Annotated in this window: 14 protein-coding genes and 1 riboswitch; of the genes, 13 read left to right on the top strand and 1 reads right to left on the bottom strand. The window is 37.7% G+C overall.

The window, feature by feature from the left end; translation table 11 throughout:
• The first annotated feature begins 116 nt into the window (after positions 1-116).
• The 7 genes from IGK72_RS09420 (at position 117) to asnS (ending at position 13,906) form a co-directional block, all read left to right on the top strand.
• Positions 117-4,472 (top strand): PolC-type DNA polymerase III, encoded by a 4,356-nt coding sequence (locus tag IGK72_RS09420; RefSeq protein WP_002381593.1) that lies wholly within the window; start codon positions 117-119, stop codon positions 4,470-4,472.
• A gap of 209 nt (positions 4,473-4,681) precedes the next feature.
• Entirely contained in the window at positions 4,682-6,139 is a 1,458-nt protein-coding gene (locus IGK72_RS09415; protein ID WP_002356790.1) for an amino acid permease, read from the top strand.
• 219 nt (positions 6,140-6,358) lie between these two features.
• Entirely contained in the window at positions 6,359-7,735 is a 1,377-nt protein-coding gene (locus IGK72_RS09410) for a hypothetical protein (RefSeq protein ID WP_165548580.1), read from the top strand.
• A 180-nt stretch (positions 7,736-7,915) separates the two neighbouring features.
• Positions 7,916-10,705, top strand: a complete 2,790-nt coding sequence (locus tag IGK72_RS09405) for an ATP-dependent DNA helicase DinG (RefSeq protein WP_165548579.1) — start codon at positions 7,916-7,918, stop codon at positions 10,703-10,705.
• Between the two features lie 75 nt (positions 10,706-10,780).
• The gene (locus IGK72_RS09400; protein WP_002382785.1) at positions 10,781-11,299 is read left to right on the top strand and encodes a DUF5590 domain-containing protein; all 519 of its coding nucleotides are present in this window, start codon (positions 10,781-10,783) and stop codon (positions 11,297-11,299) included.
• Between the two features lie 38 nt (positions 11,300-11,337).
• Complete coding sequence (locus tag IGK72_RS09395; protein ID WP_002359774.1) at positions 11,338-12,537, top strand: pyridoxal phosphate-dependent aminotransferase; 1,200 nt, start codon at positions 11,338-11,340, stop codon at positions 12,535-12,537.
• Positions 12,538-12,553: 16 nt separating this feature from the next.
• The gene (asnS, locus tag IGK72_RS09390; protein WP_002385776.1) at positions 12,554-13,906 is read left to right on the top strand and encodes an asparagine--tRNA ligase; all 1,353 of its coding nucleotides are present in this window, start codon (positions 12,554-12,556) and stop codon (positions 13,904-13,906) included.
• A gap of 46 nt (positions 13,907-13,952) precedes the next feature.
• Here asnS and IGK72_RS09385 read toward each other — a convergent pair whose 3' ends face one another.
• Positions 13,953-14,912, bottom strand: coding sequence for a Gfo/Idh/MocA family protein (locus IGK72_RS09385; protein ID WP_002389307.1), 960 nt, complete (start codon positions 14,910-14,912; stop codon positions 13,953-13,955).
• A gap of 166 nt (positions 14,913-15,078) precedes the next feature.
• On the opposite strand from IGK72_RS09385, the gene IGK72_RS09380 reads away from it, so the two are divergent.
• From IGK72_RS09380 to IGK72_RS09355, 6 genes are all read left to right on the top strand, one after another.
• Positions 15,079-15,603, top strand: coding sequence for a hypothetical protein (locus tag IGK72_RS09380; RefSeq protein WP_002382789.1), 525 nt, complete (start codon positions 15,079-15,081; stop codon positions 15,601-15,603).
• Between the two features lie 59 nt (positions 15,604-15,662).
• Positions 15,663-15,842 (top strand): hypothetical protein, encoded by a 180-nt coding sequence (locus IGK72_RS09375; protein WP_002384259.1) that lies wholly within the window; start codon positions 15,663-15,665, stop codon positions 15,840-15,842.
• 99 nt (positions 15,843-15,941) lie between these two features.
• Complete coding sequence (locus IGK72_RS09370; RefSeq protein WP_002366997.1) at positions 15,942-16,583, top strand: glycoside hydrolase family 73 protein; 642 nt, start codon at positions 15,942-15,944, stop codon at positions 16,581-16,583.
• 19 nt (positions 16,584-16,602) lie between these two features.
• Positions 16,603-17,289, top strand: coding sequence for a hydrolase (locus tag IGK72_RS09365; RefSeq protein ID WP_002356802.1), 687 nt, complete (start codon positions 16,603-16,605; stop codon positions 17,287-17,289).
• A 146-nt stretch (positions 17,290-17,435) separates the two neighbouring features.
• A riboswitch (purine riboswitch) is annotated at positions 17,436-17,533 on the top strand.
• 153 nt (positions 17,534-17,686) lie between these two features.
• Positions 17,687-18,268 carry a xanthine phosphoribosyltransferase gene (locus tag IGK72_RS09360; protein WP_023894484.1) on the top strand — a complete coding sequence of 194 codons (582 nt, stop codon included), beginning with the start codon at positions 17,687-17,689 and terminating at the stop codon, positions 18,266-18,268.
• A gap of 2 nt (positions 18,269-18,270) precedes the next feature.
• The gene (locus tag IGK72_RS09355; RefSeq protein WP_002382793.1) at positions 18,271-19,590 is read left to right on the top strand and encodes a nucleobase:cation symporter-2 family protein; all 1,320 of its coding nucleotides are present in this window, start codon (positions 18,271-18,273) and stop codon (positions 19,588-19,590) included.
• Positions 19,591-19,606 lie beyond the last annotated feature (16 nt).

The raw sequence follows: 19,606 nt of genomic DNA, 5'->3' as shown, positions 1-19,606 counted from the left end.
TTTTTTTACAAAAAACGAGTATACTTAATAGAGAAGCGAATGCAGAGAAACCGAAAAAAGGCACTTGACAGATTTGTCTGAGGGCCTTTTTTCAATGATAGAAGGAGGTTCATTTTGTGACAGAAAAAGCACGCGATTTATTTGATAAACTGATGACGCAAATTCAGTTAGATGACACAGCGAAAGAACATCCCTTAATTCAAAATGGCCGGATTGACAAGGTCATTGTTCACCAACAAAGTCGCTTATGGGAATTTCATTTAAGTTTTGATGAATTGATGCCAGTGATGCTATATCAAACATTTATGCAACAATTGGAACTAGCTTTTCAACAAATTGCGCAGGTTTCCGTTCAAATAACCACAAATCAGACAACATTTACTGAGGAACAATTAACGGATTATTGGCAATTGGCCTTGTTAAATAGTCAATGCAATACACCGTTAGTTCAGAAAGTCTTAAAAACACAGACACCACAATTTGAAGATCGGAAAATTATCTTACCTGTTGATAATGAAGCAGTTATTCCTTATTTGAAGCAACAATATTTACCAATTATTGAGGAACTTTATTTCTCTTATGGGTTTCCTAAATTTCATATTGAACCAAAAATGGATCAACAGCAAGCTGCAGAAGTGCTGAAAAAGTTTGAAGAGCAAAAATTAGAACAAGCCGCAGCCTTTCAACAACAAGCTGCTGAATCGCTTGTTAAACATGAACAAATGAAAAAAGAAAAACAACAACAAGCGCCTGCTTTTGATGGTCCAATTCGTTTAGGTCGGAATATTCCCAATGATGAACCCATTATGCCAATGGGAAATATACTGGAAGAAGAACGCCGGATAACGATTGAAGGCTTTATTTTTGATAAAGAAGTGCGTGAATTGCGTTCTAAACGAAAAATTTTAATTTTGAAAATTACTGATTATACTTCCTCTTTCGTGGTGAAGAAATTTTCGAATGGGGAAAAAGATGAACAAGTTTTTGATGCGATTCAACCGCAAAGTTGGATTCGTGTTCGTGGTAGTGTACAAGAAGATACCTTCATGCGTGATTTAGTCATGAATGCTCAAGATTTGATGGAAGTCGCCCATGCGCCAAGAAAAGACTACGCGCCAGAAGGTGAAAAACGTGTAGAATTACACATGCATAGTAACATGAGTACAATGGATGCGACCAATAAAGTCGGTGACTTGGTGGCGCAAGCGGGGAAATGGGGGCACAAGGCCATCGCAATTACGGATCATGGCGGCGCCCAAGCGTTTCCCGATGCCCATGCTGCAGGTAAAAAAGCAGGCGTTAAAATTTTATACGGCGTGGAAGCCAATATTGTTGATGATGGTGTACCCATTGCTTACAACGAAGAACATATTGAATTAACAGATGCTACCTATGTGGTCTTTGACGTGGAAACAACGGGGCTTTCCGCTGTTTATGATACAATTATTGAATTGGCCGCTGTCAAAATGCACAAAGGAAATGTCATTGAGACTTTTGAGCAATTTATTGATCCTGGCCATCCATTATCTCAAACAACGATCAATTTAACTGGGATTACAGATGAAATGGTGCGCGGTTCAAAATCCGAAGAAGAAGTTTTACGCATGTTTAAAGAGTTTTCAGAAGGAACTATTTTAGTGGCCCACAACGCTTCTTTTGATATGGGGTTCTTAAATACAAGTTATGGCAAACATGGAATACCTGAAGCGGCTAATCCCGTCATCGATACATTAGAATTATCCAGATTCTTGTATCCACATTTCAAAAGCCATCGTCTAAATACCTTATCGAAAAAATTTGGCGTCAACTTAGAACAACATCACCGCGCCATCTATGACTCGGAATCAACGGGTCATTTGTGCTGGATTTTCTTAAAAGAAGCGAAAGAGAATCATGATATGCATTTCCATGATGATTTGAATCGTCATATTGGCGAAGGAGATTCATACAAACGAGCTCGACCTTTCCATGCAACGATTTTAGCAACAACTCAAGCAGGATTAAAAAATCTTTTTAAATTGATTTCCATGTCCAATGTAGATTATTTTTTCCGAGTACCACGGATTCCTCGTTCGCAATTATCGAAGTTAAGAGAAGGGCTTTTAATCGGTTCCGCATGTTCAAACGGCGAAATCTTTGAAGCAATGATGCAAAAAGGTGTCGAAGAAGCAAAAAATCGTGCCAAATTCTACGATTATATTGAAGTTATGCCCAAACCAGTTTACGCGCCGTTAATTGAACAAGAATTGGTGAAAAATGAAGCAGATTTGGAAGAAATTATTAGTAATCTGGTGAAAATCGGTGACGAACTTGGCAAGCTGGTTGTCGCCACTGGAAATGTTCATTATTTAAATGAAGAAGATGCCATCTATCGGAAAATTTTAGTCGGGTCTATGGGTGGCGCTAATCCGTTAAATCGCCATAGTTTACCAAAGGTTCATTTCAGAACCACCGATGAAATGTTAACGGAATTTCAATTTTTAGGACAAGACGTCGCTAAGCGAATTGTAGTAGAAAATCCCAACAAAGTCGCTGATTTATGTGAAGAAGTTATTCCAGTAAAAGACGATTTGTATACGCCAAAAATTCCTGGGTCTGAACAAGAGATCACTGATTTAAGCTACAATCGTGCGCGCGAATTGTATGGCGATCCTTTACCAGAAATTGTCGAAAAACGGTTAGAAAAGGAACTGAATTCGATTAACGGGAATGGTTTCTCGGTCATTTATTTAATTTCTCAAAAACTGGTGCATAAAAGTAATGAAGACGGCTATTTAGTTGGTTCACGGGGCTCTGTCGGTTCGAGTTTTGTTGCGACAATGACAGGGATTACTGAAGTAAATCCTTTAGCGCCACATTATTATTGTCCTGAGTGTCAATATTCTGAGTTCTATGAAGATGGTTCCTATGGTTCAGGGTTTGATATGCCTGAAAAAGCCTGTCCAAAATGTGGCGCTCGATTGTTTAAAGATGGTCACGACATTCCTTTTGAAACGTTCTTAGGGTTTCATGGCGACAAAGTTCCCGATATCGATTTGAACTTTTCTGGCGATTATCAAGCCGAAGCCCATAACTACACGAAAGTTCTTTTTGGTGAAGAATATGTCTACCGGGCAGGAACCATTGGTACAGTAGCCGACAAAACAGCGTATGGCTTTGTTAAAGGATATGAAAGAGATCATAATTTACATTTGCGTGGTGCTGAAATTGATCGCTTAGCCAAAGGTTCAACAGGGGTTAAACGGACGACTGGGCAGCATCCCGGCGGTATTATTGTAATTCCTGATTACATGGATGTTTATGACTTTACGCCAATCCAATACCCTGCAGATGATCAAGAGGCAGAATGGAAAACGACGCACTTTGATTTCCATTCTATTCACGATAATATTTTAAAACTTGATATTCTAGGACATGATGATCCTACCGTGATTCGGATGTTACAAGATTTATCTGGGATTGAGCCAAAAACCATCCCAACAGACGATCCAGAAGTGATGCGTATTTTTGAAGGACCTGATGTTCTAGGTGTGGATGCAGAGCAAATTTATTCTAAAACAGGAACTTTAGGAATTCCTGAATTTGGGACACGTTTCGTTCGAGGTATGTTAGAACAGACGCATCCATCAACTTTTGCAGAATTACTTCAAATTTCTGGACTGTCTCACGGAACCGATGTGTGGCTAGGGAATGCAGAAGAATTGATTCGCCGTGGCGAAGCCAATCTTGCTGAAGTAATTGGTTGTCGGGATGATATCATGGTTTATTTAATTCATGCTGGTTTGGACAGTGGGATGGCCTTTAAGATTATGGAAACGGTACGTAAAGGACAATGGAATAAGATTCCTGATGAACTACGGGATACGTATTTAAATGCGATGAAAGAAAACAACGTCCCTGACTGGTATATTGATTCTTGTTCTAAAATTAAATATATGTTCCCGAAAGCCCATGCGGCAGCATACGTATTAATGGCATTGCGGGTCGCTTACTTTAAAGTTTATTTCCCAATCTTATATTACTGTGCATTTTTCTCCGTTCGGGCGGATGACTTTGACTTAGTGGCAATGTCACAAGGAAAAGAAGCTGTGAAAGCACGAATGAAAGAAATTACGGACAAAGGGATGGACGCCTCCACTAAAGAGAAAAACTTATTAACGGTTTTAGAATTATGTAATGAAATGTTGGAACGGGGCTATAAATTTGGCATGATTGATTTATACAAATCAGATGCTGAAAATTTTGTGATTGAAGGGGATACCTTGATTGCACCTTTCCGAGCAGTGCCAAGTTTAGGCCTCAACGTAGCGAAAGCCATTGTCGCTGCGCGAGAAGAGCAACCGTTCTTGTCGAAAGAAGATTTGGCAACACGAGGTAAAGTTTCTAAAACATTGATTGAATACATGAATGAAAATGGTGTCTTAAAAGACTTGCCAGATGAAAACCAATTATCATTATTTGATATGTTATAAAAGAAAAATCTTTTAGAAAAAGGCCGGTGAAGCAACTTATTCACCGGCCTTTTTTAGTCATCAAATAAATTAGAAAATCATTGCTAGAAGCGTTTTAATTACTTATTAAAAAGCCATCTTTATTTAATTATGTTGAGCTTGTGCATAAAAAGTAAAATGCTTATGATAAATGAAGAGCTTTATTTTTTAATAAGAAAGGAATTGGTTATATGGACAAAAAGCAATTACGATGGTTCACCGTCGGGTTAATTGCCTTTAACATGGTCTGGGGTCTTGGAAATGTTGTGAATAATTATGCACAACAAGGGATTTCAGTGGTCACTTCATGGCTTTTGATTTTAGTTTTATATTTTATTCCCTATGCGTTAATCGTAGGACAGTTAGGTTCAACATTTAAAGACAGTAATGGTGGGGTTAGTTCGTGGGTGCAAAATACCAGTACTAAACGTCTAGCCTATTATGCAGCATGGACTTATTGGGTAGTGCACATTCCTTACTTGGCACAAAAACCACAAGCAATTTTAATTGCCTTAGGTTGGGCAGTTCAAGGGAATGGAAACTTAGTCAATACGATGCCAATTGTAACGGTATCATTTATTTCATTAATAATTTTCTTGGTTTTCTTGTTATTATCAACAAAAGGGTTAACCACCTTAAAAGTTATTGGTGGTTTAGCTGGAACCGCCATGTTTGTGATGTCTATTTTATTCATTTTATTAGCGGTAGGCGCACCATTTATTAATTCAACGGTTGAATTTGCGACGCCCAACATGTCACAAGTCAGCACCTACATTCCTAAATTTGACTTTAGTTATTTTACAACCGTATCGATGTTAGTTTTTGCGGTAGGTGGCGCTGAAAAAATTTCTCCTTACGTAAATGCAACTAAAAATCCAGCCAAAGAGTTCCCTAAAGGAATGATTTTCCTAGCAGCAATGGTTGGTTTATCGGCTGTTTTAGGTTCATTTGCAATGGGAATGTTATTCTCAAGTGACAATATTCCTAAAGATTTAATGGCAAATGGTGCCTATAGTGCCTTCCAAAAATTAGGCGCGTATTATGGTGTCGGTAATCTCTTAATGATTGTTTATGCGTTAACGAATACAGTGGGTCAAGTGGCTGCGTTAGCCTTTTCAATTGATGCTCCACTGAAAATTCTTTTAGCTGAAGCAGATCCAGAATTTGTTCCAAGTTGGTTACGTAAACGTACGAAAAAAGGTACGTTAATTAATGGTTACTTATTAACAGGTATTTTAGTAAGTATTATTATCGCTTTACCAATGTTTGGGTTGAAGGACATGAACGAAGTGGTTAAATGGCTAACTAACTTAAATTCTGTAGTTATGCCAATGCGTTACTTGTGGGTCTTCTTTGCCTATATGCTTCTAAACAAAGCATACAAACAATTTAATTCAGAATATAAATTTGTTAAAAATCCTAAAATTGGTTTTGTGTTTGGTCTTTGGTGTTTCCTATTTACAGCCTTTGCTTGTATCCTAGGAATGGTGCCTAAATTTGAGTATGCTTCAGACCCTCAAGGCTGGTTGTTCCAATTAGCTTCTAACATTGTGACACCAATCGTCTTAATTCTATTAGGAATGATTTTACCAGCAATTGCACGTCGCGAGAAAAAAGACACGATTTTGCCAATTGATTCAGCAGAATAATTGGTTACATGTCCAAGGATAAAATAGTCAGTTTAAGTATTTTACGTGAGATAAATGGTCAATAGGACTGTTTATCTCACGTTTTTTTTTCTGTCGATTTTTCTCTAAAATTTCTATTGTCTCTTAAAAATATGAGAAAATCAGAAGAATTTCTCCTGTATACTAAAGGTATCTATCATTAAAAAATGGTTATTAACGGAGAAAAAGGAAGTGAATCTCATGACTAAAACACTTGAAACACAACCAGAAGAGAAAACGGTCTTTCTTTGTAAAGAAACGAATCCAGATTTTTTAGGACGAGAAATTTATGCAGATAATGTTGAAACACCGTATAATTTTTACTTAATTCGCAAGCTTTATTTAGCGAAAGAGTATCAAAATTTAGCAGAAGGGGAACAATTTTTTGAGGCTTTATGCGAAAGTTGGGATGAATCAGAACAGTTTGAAGAGTTAATTGTTAAAAAGATTTATGTCTATGTTGAAACGGAGTTAATGTACTACACTGTTTATTTTGGAAGTTTTGAGCCGACCACTCGTGACTTACGATCCGCACTGAAACAATGGATGTATGAAATACCGACAACTAAAAATAAAAAAACAGTCCGTATGAATGAAACCAATGTGCAAGTAGTGCCGCAAGAAAATCAATTAACGGAATTAGCTGGTGAAATTGCTGTCTTACGTGAAATGTTGACACTTTTAAAAGAAAATTTAGCCTCCTTAAATGAAGCCGTTAATCAAACGAGAAATCCCGTCATTTCTAGACAAATAAAAACGATCCATTTGAAAAGAGCTTCTCCTGTGATAGCCGCAGAACAGGCATCGCTGAAAGTATCAGAGGATACTAATCTGGAACAACCAGACGTCAATCTCTCGCCTGATAATCGGGAAAATCAAGAAGGTGAAACAACTGTAGCAACAAGTGAAGCAGTGCTTCCCGTTAACAAACTAGTGCTTGAAGAACCAGCGAAAGAACCAGTGTTATCTGAACCAGCGCCAATTAAAGAAGCGCTGCCAGAAAAAAAACAAGAAAACCAGCAGAGTACCGCGGCAAAACCTTTATTTACTTTTCCACAAGAAACAGAAAAAAGCTCGCTAAATTCAGTGAATAAGTCTGCCGAAAAAGAAGAGGAGCAGAAGTCAGAAAAAGAAGCTGTCTCTATGGAAAGTGAGAAAGAAAATTCATCAAGTCGGACAATTCCTGCGGACTTTCAACGACAATTGGACGAATTAGAAGAGGAAATTTATCGTCGCTTTATGAGTCGCCAGTTAGAGGATACTGATGGAAATCAAGCAGTACCGAAAATAACTATTGAAAAAAGACAGTTAGAAGCACAAATGTTTGAAGCAAAAGCATTCTCACAATCATTTAAACAAGTTCAAAAGAAAAAGGCAGGAGACGTGCGAATTTGCAATCAGTTAAGTTGTATGAAATTAGAAAAAGGATTAGATAAATTTTTAGACGAAGTTACAGAATATGTTGAAAAGCGGACACTATTTAATAAAAAGGTTCGTTGTCCGCTCCCAGTAATCAGAGAATTGGAAGGCTATGGGCAATTAAACCAGTATATGCAGAAAATCCTTGACTGTTATTAATCGTTTATTTAGGAGAAGGTAAGACAAAACCGTTCAGTTTATCAGCTTTTAAGCCTGAAACAAAAATCACTTTGGATTTTTGTTTCAGGCTCTTTCTTATTATTTCTGGAAAAGATTTCAAGAGAATTTTTGAAATACTAGTGAAAATCCTATAAATTGTAGTATAATTTTCAAAGATGAATGAAAGGCGTGAAGTCATTGAAAGACAAACAAGTGTATGCAGTAGTTGACCTTGAAACGACTGGAACAGATCCTACAAGTGATCGGATCATTCAGTTTGGATGCGTTCTCGTTCAAGATGGAAAGATTATTGCGAACTTTGCGACAGATGTGAATCCCAATCAAGTAGTACCAAAACAAATTCAAAGTTTAACGGGGATTAGTAATACGCAAGTTCAAAAAGCGCCTTATTTTGAAGATGTAGCACATACAATTTATCATTATCTGGAAGATACTATTTTTGTGGCGCATAACGTCCACTTTGATTATAATTTTTTAGCTCGTGAACTGGTACGGTGTGGCACGCCGCCACTTACTATTCCAGCCATTGATACAGTGGAGTTGGCACAGATTTTTTTACCGACAGAAAAAAGTTTCCGTTTAAGTGATTTGTCGGAAAGCTTAGGTTTGTCTCATGAGAATCCCCATCAAGCAGATAGTGATGCGCAGGTTACAGCCGAACTTTTGTTATTAATTCAAGAAAAAATGAAATCTTTACCATTAGTCACTATGGAAAAAATTGCGGAATTAAGTCAACAGACAGCGCGGGAAACCAGTACTTTTATTCAACAAACGTATGAACAAATGAAAAAACAAGTCACACCATTAAATCCAGCTTATCAAGTGGTCAGTGGCATTGCTTTACGCAAAAAAGAAGTTCCTCTTTTTGAAGAAACGTTCTATCAGACTAGCACGTATCCCAAAACTAAAAAAGCCAAAGAAAAACTGTTTGGCGAACGTTTCGCTTATCGTGCGGAACAGAGTCGGATGATGAATTTAGTCTATGATCATTTTACAGAAGGAACGACAAAAGATTTATTTATTGAAGCGGCGACTGGAACGGGAAAAACATTAGGCTATCTGTTGCCGATGAGCTATTTAGCAACGCCAGAAAAACCAGTCATCATTTCAACAGTTTCGATTGTTTTACAAAATCAATTAGTGGAAAAAGATTTACCATTAGCCAATCAAATCTGCCAAGGGAAATTACGAGGCATTGTTATTAAAAGCCATCGACACTATCTTGATTTACAACGCTTTAAGGCAACGTTGAATCAGCCAACTCCGCAAAAACAATACGCTCTTTATCAAATGGGCGTTCTCGTCTGGTTGCTAGAAACAGAAACGGGCGATTTAGATGAACTACAATTGACGAATTTAAATCATTTATTCTGGAAAGAAGTTACACATCGCGGATTGGATTTTCTTTCAAAAAAAGATGAACTTTATGAAGTTGACTTTTTAAGACATCTGTATAAAAAAGTCGCTCAAAGTAACGTGTTGATTGTTAATCATGCATTTTTGGCGCAAGAGTCGCTAAGAAAACAACCGTTATTACCTGAAAGTCCGTGGCTAATTATTGATGAAGCACATCATTTACCAGACATCGCTAGTCGGATGGCGAGCGAACGAGTGAACAGCGTGATACTAAAAAAACAAGTCACGCATTTTATTGAAAAAGAACAACTTTTTGTTGCTTTACAGCAAATTTTTCAACAGTTTTCTGAAGAGCAGCGGCTTGTAAAAATTTATCAGCAAGGTTTACTGGATTTTGTGGATGAATGCCAAGATTTTCTTTTTGAACTGCATCGTTTATTTAGTAAAACGCAGAAGCGAATAGACCATCAGGAGTTGCTTTTAACCAAAGAACGTATTGATTATTTATCTGCTGCGGGAGAAAAACATAGTCAAACGCTCCAGCTTTTACTGCAGGAGCTGTTGACTATTCAAAGTAAGTTACAGCAAACAATTATGAGTCAGTTGGAAACCTTTAGTTTGGCTGATCGCATCGTTTTTGTTCGCTTGTTTCAATTTTTTGATGAAATTGAACGTATTCATCACTGTTTTACCATTTATCTTGATGATTGGCGTCCACGTTGGGTAAAAGAATATTTACCACAAAATGAAGACCATGGCTTGATTGAAATTCATGACTTAGAAGCTAGTTTGCTTCCTGAAACAAAGTGGTATCCGCGGTATGAACGAATTATTTATACAAGCGGCACATTGAAGTTTGGCAACAATAAAAAGTATTTACCGCAACGGTTAGGTTTAACAGAGGTGACGTTCAAAACCCTGCCAACGCCATATAACTATGCAGAAAATGCGCGAGTCTATGTACCGGAAGAAGCAGTAGCCATTCAAAATGCCTCTTCCTATGAAATGGGTCAATACATTTCAGATACCATTGAAAAATTGATGGCGCAAGAGGAACGTTCGATGTTGGTTCTTTTTACTTCGCATGAATTATTGTCCACCGTGTATCATCAAGTCCAGCCGAGATTATTGGAAAAAGGACAAGAGGTCCTCGCCCAAGGGATTAGCGGCAGTCGTGAAAAAATTCTTAAACGGTTCTCTAATGGAAAACAGAATGTCTTGCTAGGAGCCGATAGCTTTTGGGAAGGTGTGGACTTACCAGGAACAGCTTTACAGTTATTGATAGTCACGCGTTTACCTTTTGAAAACCCGAAACGACCACTTGTGCAAGCAAAATATGCGTATTTAGAAGCAGAAGGGATACAACCATTTGCTCAAGAAGCGGTACCGAAAGCAGCCTTACGTTTGCGACAAGCACTGGGCCGTTTAATCCGTTCTGAAGAAGATAGAGGGGCATTGCTGATTCTGGATCGTCGTTTAGTCACTGCAAAATATGGCAAACGATTAATCAAAGCGTTTCCCAAGGGACTCTCAGTAAAAGAAGCGCCCATGCCTGAAATTTTAGAAGAATTAAAGGAATTTTTAAACAAATAATCGATTATTTTTAGGTCATATTTGTGAAAGGCCGCTATTTTTCTGCTATAATAAGACCCAGTAAGTTTAGAGAGGATGGAAGGATTTTTGGAGGAATTAGAAGAAAAGAAAGAGAAGAAACGGATTACTGTCCTTTTAACCCTATTGGCAATCCTTTTAGCAATTCTTGTAACAATAATTATCTTTTTTGTACGAACCAATCAACCAATGGCTCAAGCCAAAAAAGAAGCAACCGCAATTGCCAAAACTTCTGCTAATTTAGAAACAGTTGATAAATTTTACTGGTTTACACGCAAAAATACGTATTTTACTTTAACCGGCAAAAATGATAAAGGCACAGAGATTGTCGTGATTGTCCCTAAATCGGGAGAAAAAGTCACGGTCTTAAATCAAAAAGATGGTCAAACTGAACAACAAATAACAGACATTGTTGCTAAAGCCCATCCCGATGAATCGGTGATGAAAGCTACGTTAGGGCTTTATGATAAGCGCCCTGCATGGGAAGTGGTCACCGAAAATGATCAAGGAGTACTGACGTATTATCTGATGAGCTTTGATAAAGGCGAAGAGATCAACGTTGTCAAAGATATTTAATTTAGATAGGTTTTGATGAAAGTGGGAGTGAAAGGTGTATGAACGTATCAAATCGAGCACAGCAATTGACTCCTTCTGTTACATTAGCAGCTGCCGCCAAAGCGAAAGCATTAAAAGCAAAAGGTGTAGATGTTTTAAGCTTAACGGTTGGGGAACCAGATTTTGTAACCCCGAAAAATATTCAAAAAGCAGCAATTGCTTCAATTGAGGATGGAAGAGCAAGTTATTACACACCTTCTGGCGGCATTCCTGAATTAAAGCAAGCGATTGTTTCTTATGTGGAACGAGAATATCAACTTCGTTATCAACCCAAGCAAGTTATTGTGACAGATGGTGCCAAATATGCGCTGTATCTATTATTTCAAGCCATTTTGAACGTTGGGGACGAAGTGATTATCCCTGTCCCTTATTGGGTAAGTTATGGTGAACAAGTCAAATTAGCAGAAGGCAAGCCAGTATTTGTATCAAGCACGCAAGAGCAATCATTTAAAGTGTCAGTCGCACAATTAGAAGCTGTACGAACGGACAAAACAAAAGCAATCATTTTAAATTCACCATCTAACCCAACTGGTGTTATTTATACGGAAGAAGAATTACGCCAAATTGGTGAATGGGCAGTTGCTCATAATATCCTCATTATTGCAGATGATATTTATGGTCGTTTGGTGTACAATGGACATCGGTTCACACCAATTGCAACCATCTCAGAAGCAATTCGTCAACAGACAATCATTATTAATGGTGTTTCCAAAACATATGCAATGACAGGCTGGCGCATTGGTTTTGCAGTCGGTGATGAAAAAATTATTCAAGCAATGACACAACTCGCTTCACAATCCACCAGTAATCCAGTCGCAGTTAGCCAATATGCGGCAATTGAGGCTTTAACAGGTGAACAGTCGACAGTTGAAGACATGCGTCAGGCCTTTGAAAAACGCCTGAATCATATCTATCCAAAAGTAGCAGCTTTGCCAGGTGTTTCGCTAATAAAACCTGAAGGCGCATTTTATCTATTCCCGAATGTCAAAAAAACGTTAGAAATTTGTGGGTATGATAACGTGACTAATTGGGTGGAAGATTTATTACAAGAAGCGCATGTTGCTCTGGTAACAGGAGAAGGCTTTGGTGCACCAGAACATGTGCGGATGAGCTATGCGACAGATTTAATGACGTTAGAAAAAGCGATTGAGCGAATGAACGACTTTATAGAAAAGAAACGAATTCAGCACAACGCCTAAAAGAATAAACTAAGAAATGAACGGAGAGACAAACGTGGAACAAATTCAAATTATTGATTCAAACAAACATGTTGGAGAAACAGTAAAAATTGGCGCTTGGATTGCTAACAAACGCTCAAGCGGAAAAATTGCCTTTTTACAATTACGTGACGGGACAGCCTTTTTCCAAGGTGTCGTGTTCAAACCAAACTTCATTGAAGCCTTTGGTGAAGAAGCTGGTACAGAAAAATTCCAACAAATTAAACACTTATCACAAGAAACAGCAGTCATGGTTACTGGTGTTATCAAAGAAGATAGCCGTTCTAAATTCGGCTATGAAATGGATATCACTGATTTAGAAGTCGTTGGCGCTTCAGAAGATTACCCAATTACGCCGAAAGAACACGGCACAGATTTCTTAATGGATCATCGTCATTTATGGTTACGTTCAAGCAAACAACATGCGATCATGTTAGTTCGTAACGAAATTATTCGTGCTACTTACGAGTTCTTTAACGAACAAGGATTCATTAAAATTGATAGCCCAATTTTAACAGGCTCAGCACCAGAAGGCACAACAGAATTATTTGAAACAGATTACTTCGGACAACCAGCATTCTTATCACAAACAGGTCAATTATATGCAGAAGCTGGTGCGATGGCATTTGGAAAAGTCTTTACTTTTGGACCAACCTTCCGTGCGGAAAAATCCAAAACTCGTCGTCACTTAACGGAATTCTGGATGATTGAACCAGAAATGGCATACACAACTCATGAAGAATCACTAGATATTCAAGAAGCCTATGTAAAACATTTAATTAAATCGGTATTGAAAAATCAACAATATCCATTGGATGTTTTAGAACGTGATACAGCGTTACTGGAAAAATATGTTTCGGAGCCATTCAAACGTATTACTTACGATGATGCGATTGAGTTATTACAAAAAGAAGAAGCAAACAATGATTATGATCACATTGAATGGGGCGAAGACTTTGGTAGCCCACATGAAACCTTTATTTCAAATTACTATGGCGTTCCAACATTCATTTTAAATTATCCAAAAGCAATTAAAGCCTTCTATATGAAACCACATCCAACACGTGAAGATGTTGTAATTTGTGCCGATTTAATTGCACCAGAAGGTTATGGTGAAATTATCGGTGGTTCCGAGCGTGCAACTGATTATGATTATTTGAAAGAAAAAGTTGCTGAGTTTGGCTTATCTGAAGAAGAATATAGCTGGTATTTAGATTTACGTAAATACGGTTCTGTACCACATTCTGGCTTCGGATTAGGTTTAGAACGTGCTGTTACGTTCATTACTGGTAATGAACACATTCGTGAAGCGATTCCGTTCCCACGTATGTTAAACCGTATTTATCCATAGAGAACAAATAAAAAAGAGAACTTCAGCAAAAGCCGAAGTTCTTTTTTTAATTCTGCCATAATTTTTGCATCTGGTCCAAAATATCAATGACTTCTGTTGTGAAAAATAAGGAGCGGTTGGGTTGAGTACCTTTGATTGCTTCAACCATATTGTAGATTTCATAATTCATGGCTTCAGCTGAGTACCCAGAAACGATGGTCTCAACTGTACCGTCATTGTAGTGAACGATTGCTTCATCTGCACGTGGATAATCTGTAATGGTAATATAGGCATCTTCAAAAGCAACAATTCCTTGCTTTGGCATTTTTGCTTGGAATGTTAATGAAATAGTAGCCAACTCATTTTCTTTATTCCGAAGCAATGTCACCGATTGTTCATCAACGCCAGTAGAGAAGGGAACCATGCTAGAAGCTAAAACGTCTGGCTGTGAGCTGAGAAACCAACGAGCAAACGAAACCGCATAAGTACCAATATCTAACAATGCGCCGCCTGCTAAGTCAGGATTAAAAAAGCGATTTTTAGGATCGGGTTCTTTGTAACTTCCAAATGGTGCTTGAATCATTTTTAACTGACCAAATTTGCCAGCATCCATCAAGCGACGTAATTCGTCGTATAGTGGCATGTTAAAAATAGTCATGGCTTCTGCTAAAATAAGGTCATTTTTTTCTGCAACTGCCAAGGCTTGTTTTAATTCTGCCGCGTTCATCGTAATAGCTTTTTCACACAACACATGTTTTCCGGCCTGGAGCGCTTTTAAAATGTGTTCAGCATGTTGTTTATTTGGCACTGCTATATAAACAACATCGATTGTTTCATCTGCTAGCAATTCTTCATAAGAACCATAGGCTTTAGGGATTGAATAATCAGCGGCAAATTGTTCTGCTTTAGTCAATGTCCGTGAAGCAACAGCTGCAAGTTGGCTAGTTTCTTGTTTAAACGTTGAAGCAAATTCGTGGGCAATCCCACCTAATCCTACGATGCCCCATTGATATAATTTTTTTGTCAAAAGAAGTCCTCCTAATCTATGCAATTTCTTCAAATCTTCTTCATTATTTATTATACTGTAAACAAGAGAAATTAGAAAACAAGGACAATTTTGTAAATATGATAAAATCCAGAGATAAAAAGATGCTTTTTTTAGAGAATTTCAGTAAAATAGAAAATGGAGGCGAATGATTATGCATCAAGTTTATGTAGATATTATTGTTGACGCAATTATTGAACAGTACCAAACAGAAGAAAATTTTTACTCCGCTTATCAAATTCAAGCAGCCGATTGGCAAGCTTGGAAAGAAGGCCAATTTGGTTTGGACAATGAAGTCATGCAAAAAATTAAAAATTTGTTTACGGATTATGAGTGGATGCTGACTCAAAAAATACTCCGCCAAACCATCTTATTTCCGGAAAAACGTAACCTAGCTGTTTCGGAATATAAACGGTTAAAAACAACAATTGCCAAAAAATGGTTACAATCTGATTTGGGCGTTGTAGAATTGATTCCTAACAATAAACAGGAACAAGAAATTGCTGCTGGTTATATTGATTTGAAAGTGACGCTGGCCTATGGCGAATGGGGTTTTGATGATATTATTACATTCCGGTTACCAGCTACGATTCAACGACAATTGGAAGGTTCAAAAGTTGAATTATTAGATTGGGTCAATGAAAATCTGATGGATACTTACGTAGGTGAATAACGAATAGGAAGGATGGTCTTTTGAAATACACAATTGCTGGGATTTTATCTGTGATTATTATGTTTGGTGCGGTAATTTTTGTCTTTTTTGGCAAAAAGCCAGTTGAAGAATCTGTTCACACATCAACTGAAACAACAGTGAAATCATCCACTAAAATTTCTGAAAGTAGTACAGTTTCTTCAACTGCTACCACTGAATCAAGTACTGAAATCACGAGCGTAAGCAGTGATGAAAGTTGATAATTTTCTGTGAAAATGATACAATTATTCGGTTATAGTAACAAATGAAATCAATCACGAAAGTGAAAGATAGTGAAACATTTTATCGGAAAATAAAAGATGAAGTGGGGAATTAATGAAGTGAGCAACTATCAGAAAAAAAGAAAAAAGCAGCTGAATTTGCCAAAGTTATTCTTAGGCGTAGTTGTCGTCGGTTTGGCCTTTGTCTTTTCGTTATCTGTCCTTTCTGATTCAGATAAGGGACAAAGCGAGTCAGTCAATCGCCAAAATGAAAACATCTCAAAAGAAGAATTTGTTGCTGAAATCACACCGTATGCACGTGAATTACAAGAATCTTACGGGGTATTACCAAGTATTATTATGGGGCAAGCAGTTTTAGAATCAAATTTTGGACAAAGTCAATTAGCATCGAAATATAACAATCTTTTTGGGATTAAAGCATATGGCAATCAACCAAAAGTCAATTTAGAAACAAAGGAGTATGTCAATGAGGTCTGGATTACGATTCAGGGTGATTTTCGAGTTTATGACAATTGGGAAGAATCCATGCGAGATCATACCAAGTTATTTGTTGATGGGGTCGATTGGGATCCAAATTTATATGAAAAAGTCTTGTTAGCAAAAAATTATAAAGAGGCTGCACAAGCGCTTCAAGATGCTGGATACGCAACGGATCCTACATACGCTGATAAGATCATTCATGTAATTGAAGAATACAATTTAAATAAATACGACCGTTAAGCATGGAGGAACGATGACAATGAGCGAAAAGTGGATTCCAGAAATTATGACGCCGCTGAAACAAGATATTGTAAAAATGCCAGAGATTATTCGGCAAGCCAGTGGCATTAAAATTTTTGGCCGTAAAATAAAATCAATTATTTTTACGACAGATATTGCGATTATCCGCAATACGGATGCACAGGCAGTGATTGCCGTATATCCTTTTACACCGCATCCAGCGATTACAAAAGGCATTATTGAAGCAGCGGATATTCCTGTCTTTTCAGGAGTCGGCGGCGGTTTAACGCAAGGCATGCGTTCTGCTTATATGAGTTTATTTGCAGAAGCACAAGGCTCAATGGGTGTCGTTTTGAATGGTCCTACACCAATTGAAACAATTAAAATGGTGGATGAAGCAATCGATATTCCTATTATCAGCACAGTAACTTCTATTCATACACCAATTGATGAAAAACTTGCGGCTGGCGTGGATATGATTAATATCAGTGCAGGAAAAGACACTGCAGCCACCGTACGCTATTTCCGTGGCAAGTATCCAGAATTACCGATTATTGCAACAGGAGGACCAACTGAATCGAGTATTCATGAAACCATTATCGCCGGAGCGAATGCTATTACATATACGCCCCCTAGTAACGGTGAATTATTCAGCAAAAAAATGAAAAAATATCGTGAACAAGAAAAAGCAACCGATGAAGAATAAAAAACGCTTTGGCAGTCTATCTTGCCAAAGCGTTTTTGGCTATTTAATGTTCGCTTTTACGGAACAATGGAAGAATGAACCAATTATTTGAAAATTCTAATGAAAAAAAGTTGTTAAACCATTGAAAGTTAGAGATTTTTGTACTATCCTAGAGAAACATAGAAGCTTGTATAAGGTCAAAATACGGTTGACCGTCTCTACCCAGCACCGTAAATGCTGGTCTATAAGTGAAGAAGAGCGGATAGCCCTTTTTTGCTTTGGCAAAATGGGTTTTTTCTTTTGTTAGAACACGAATATAAATAGCACTTTGTTTTATTTCGTTCGTTTTTAACGAACCGTCCTTTCCTCAGGATGAGAACAAAGCATCTATCGAAAAATAAGTAAAGGAGTTCATATTGTGAAGGAATTAGTCGAACGTATTAAAAATGATGGCCGTGTATTAGGTGATGGTGTTTTAAAAGTAGATAGTTTTATTACGCACCAAGTGGATCCAGAATTAATGGAGGCTATGGGTAATCGTTTTGCTGAGGTTTTCGCAGAAGCAGGCATTACCAAAGTAATTACAATTGAAGCATCAGGAATCGCTCCTGCCTTATACGCAGCGCAAAAATTAGGCGTGCCAATGATCTTCGCTCGTAAGGCAAAAAGTTTAACCATGGATGAAGAGCTTTTAACGGCTTCAGTTTATTCATTTACAAAACAAGTGACAAGTCAAATTTCAATTTCAAGAAAATTTTTATCTGATGCTGATAAAGTGTTGATTATTGATGACTTTTTAGCTAACGGACAAGCTGCTAAAGGATTGGTAGAATTATGCCAACAGGCTGGTGCAAAGGTTGAAGGAATTGGTATCGTAATTGAAAAATCATTCCAAGATGGTCGTCAGTTATTAGAAGACATGGGCTTAAATGTAGTCTCTTTAGCACGTATCGCTTCATTAAGTGAAGGAACGGTGACGTTTTTAGAGGAGGACGCATAATCTTGGAAACAAAACAATTGAATACACCACAACAGACGGAAACACCAAATGGGAAAGCCGCCGTTTTAGGATTGCAACATTTATTAGCGATGTATGCTGGAGCAGTTGCCGTACCTTTATTAATCGGAACCGGCTTGAATTTTGATTCGCAACAAATGACGTATTTGATTTCAATCGATATTTTTATGTGCGGCGTTGCGACACTTTTACAATTAACGGTGAATAAGTTTTTTGGGATTGGCTTGCCAGTCGTTTTAGGTTGTGCCATTCAAGCAGTTGCGCCTTTAATCATGATTGGTACGAACAAAGGGGTTGGTGCAATTTACGGTTCAATTATTGCTTCGGGCATTTTTGTCGTTCTTATTGCAGGATTTTTCTCAAAAATTAAACGTCTATTTCCGCCTTTAGTCACCGGCACAGTCATTACAGTTATTGGTTTGACCTTAATTCCTGTTGCTGTTGAAAAAATGGGTGGCGGCTTAGCAACGGACAAAAGTTTTGGTGATCCTAAAAACTTGCTACTCGCATTTGTAACAATTGCCTTAATCATTGTTGTGCAAGTTTGGGGACGTGGCTTTATCAAGTCAATTGCCGTGTTAATCGGCCTAGTCGGTGGCACAATTTTAGCTGCGTTTCTGGGATTAGTGGATTTGTCTCCTGTTGGTCAAGCTACGTGGTTTCATTTTCCACAGCCATTTTATTTTGGCAAACCAACGTTTGATCTTTCTTCTATTGTGTTGATGATTATTATTTCAATTGTTAGTATGGTTGAATCAACAGGTGTTTATTTTGCCTTAGGAGATATTACAGGGAAGAAAATTGGCGAAGATGATTTACGTCGTGGGTATCATGCAGAAGGTTTAGCCGTCATTTTAGGGGGGATTTTTAATACGTTTCCTTATACAGGTTTCTCTCAAAATGTCGGGTTAGTTCAATTATCTGGGATCAAAACACGTCGACCAATTTATTTTTCTGCTTTTTTCTTAATTATTTTAGGCTTATTACCAAAAATTGGTGCGATGGCCCAAATTATCCCAGAGCCAGTTTTAGGCGGCGGAATGCTGGTTATGTTTGGAATGGTGGCTGTCCAAGGAATGCGCATGTTGTCAAAAGTTGACTACTCAAATGACAAAAATTTATTAATTATTGCCATCTCAATTGGCTTTGGTTTAGGCTTTAATATTATGCCGACGCTCTTTAATAAAGTACCAGAAACTGTTAGCATGTTTACTGGTAATGGAATTGTCATGAGCAGCATTACCGCAATTATTTTAAATCTTTTATTCAATGGTTTAAAAGAAACCTCAGAAAGTAACGAATAGTTTCAAAAAAGTATGA

The sequence above is a fragment of the Enterococcus sp. DIV0183 genome, from assembly GCF_050541505.1.
Taxonomy (GTDB): domain Bacteria; phylum Bacillota; class Bacilli; order Lactobacillales; family Enterococcaceae; genus Enterococcus; species Enterococcus faecalis.
The sequence above is the reverse complement of the archived record's forward strand: the minus strand, read 5'-3'. Positions and strand labels throughout refer to the sequence as shown.

Coding starts and splice junctions, on each gene's coding strand:
- IGK72_RS09395 (WP_002359774.1), top strand. CDS start 11,338: ATGAACGTATCAAATCGAGCACAGCAATTGACTCCTTCTGTTACATTA.
- IGK72_RS09375 (WP_002384259.1), top strand. CDS start 15,663: ATGTTTGGTGCGGTAATTTTTGTCTTTTTTGGCAAAAAGCCAGTTGAA.
- IGK72_RS09370 (WP_002366997.1), top strand. CDS start 15,942: ATGAAGTGGGGAATTAATGAAGTGAGCAACTATCAGAAAAAAAGAAAA.
- IGK72_RS09400 (WP_002382785.1), top strand. CDS start 10,781: ATGGAAGGATTTTTGGAGGAATTAGAAGAAAAGAAAGAGAAGAAACGG.
- asnS (WP_002385776.1), top strand. CDS start 12,554: ATGAACGGAGAGACAAACGTGGAACAAATTCAAATTATTGATTCAAAC.
- IGK72_RS09410 (WP_165548580.1), top strand. CDS start 6,359: ATGACTAAAACACTTGAAACACAACCAGAAGAGAAAACGGTCTTTCTT.
- IGK72_RS09405 (WP_165548579.1), top strand. CDS start 7,916: ATGAAAGGCGTGAAGTCATTGAAAGACAAACAAGTGTATGCAGTAGTT.
- IGK72_RS09415 (WP_002356790.1), top strand. CDS start 4,682: ATGGACAAAAAGCAATTACGATGGTTCACCGTCGGGTTAATTGCCTTT.
- IGK72_RS09365 (WP_002356802.1), top strand. CDS start 16,603: ATGAGCGAAAAGTGGATTCCAGAAATTATGACGCCGCTGAAACAAGAT.
- IGK72_RS09380 (WP_002382789.1), top strand. CDS start 15,079: ATGATTATGCATCAAGTTTATGTAGATATTATTGTTGACGCAATTATT.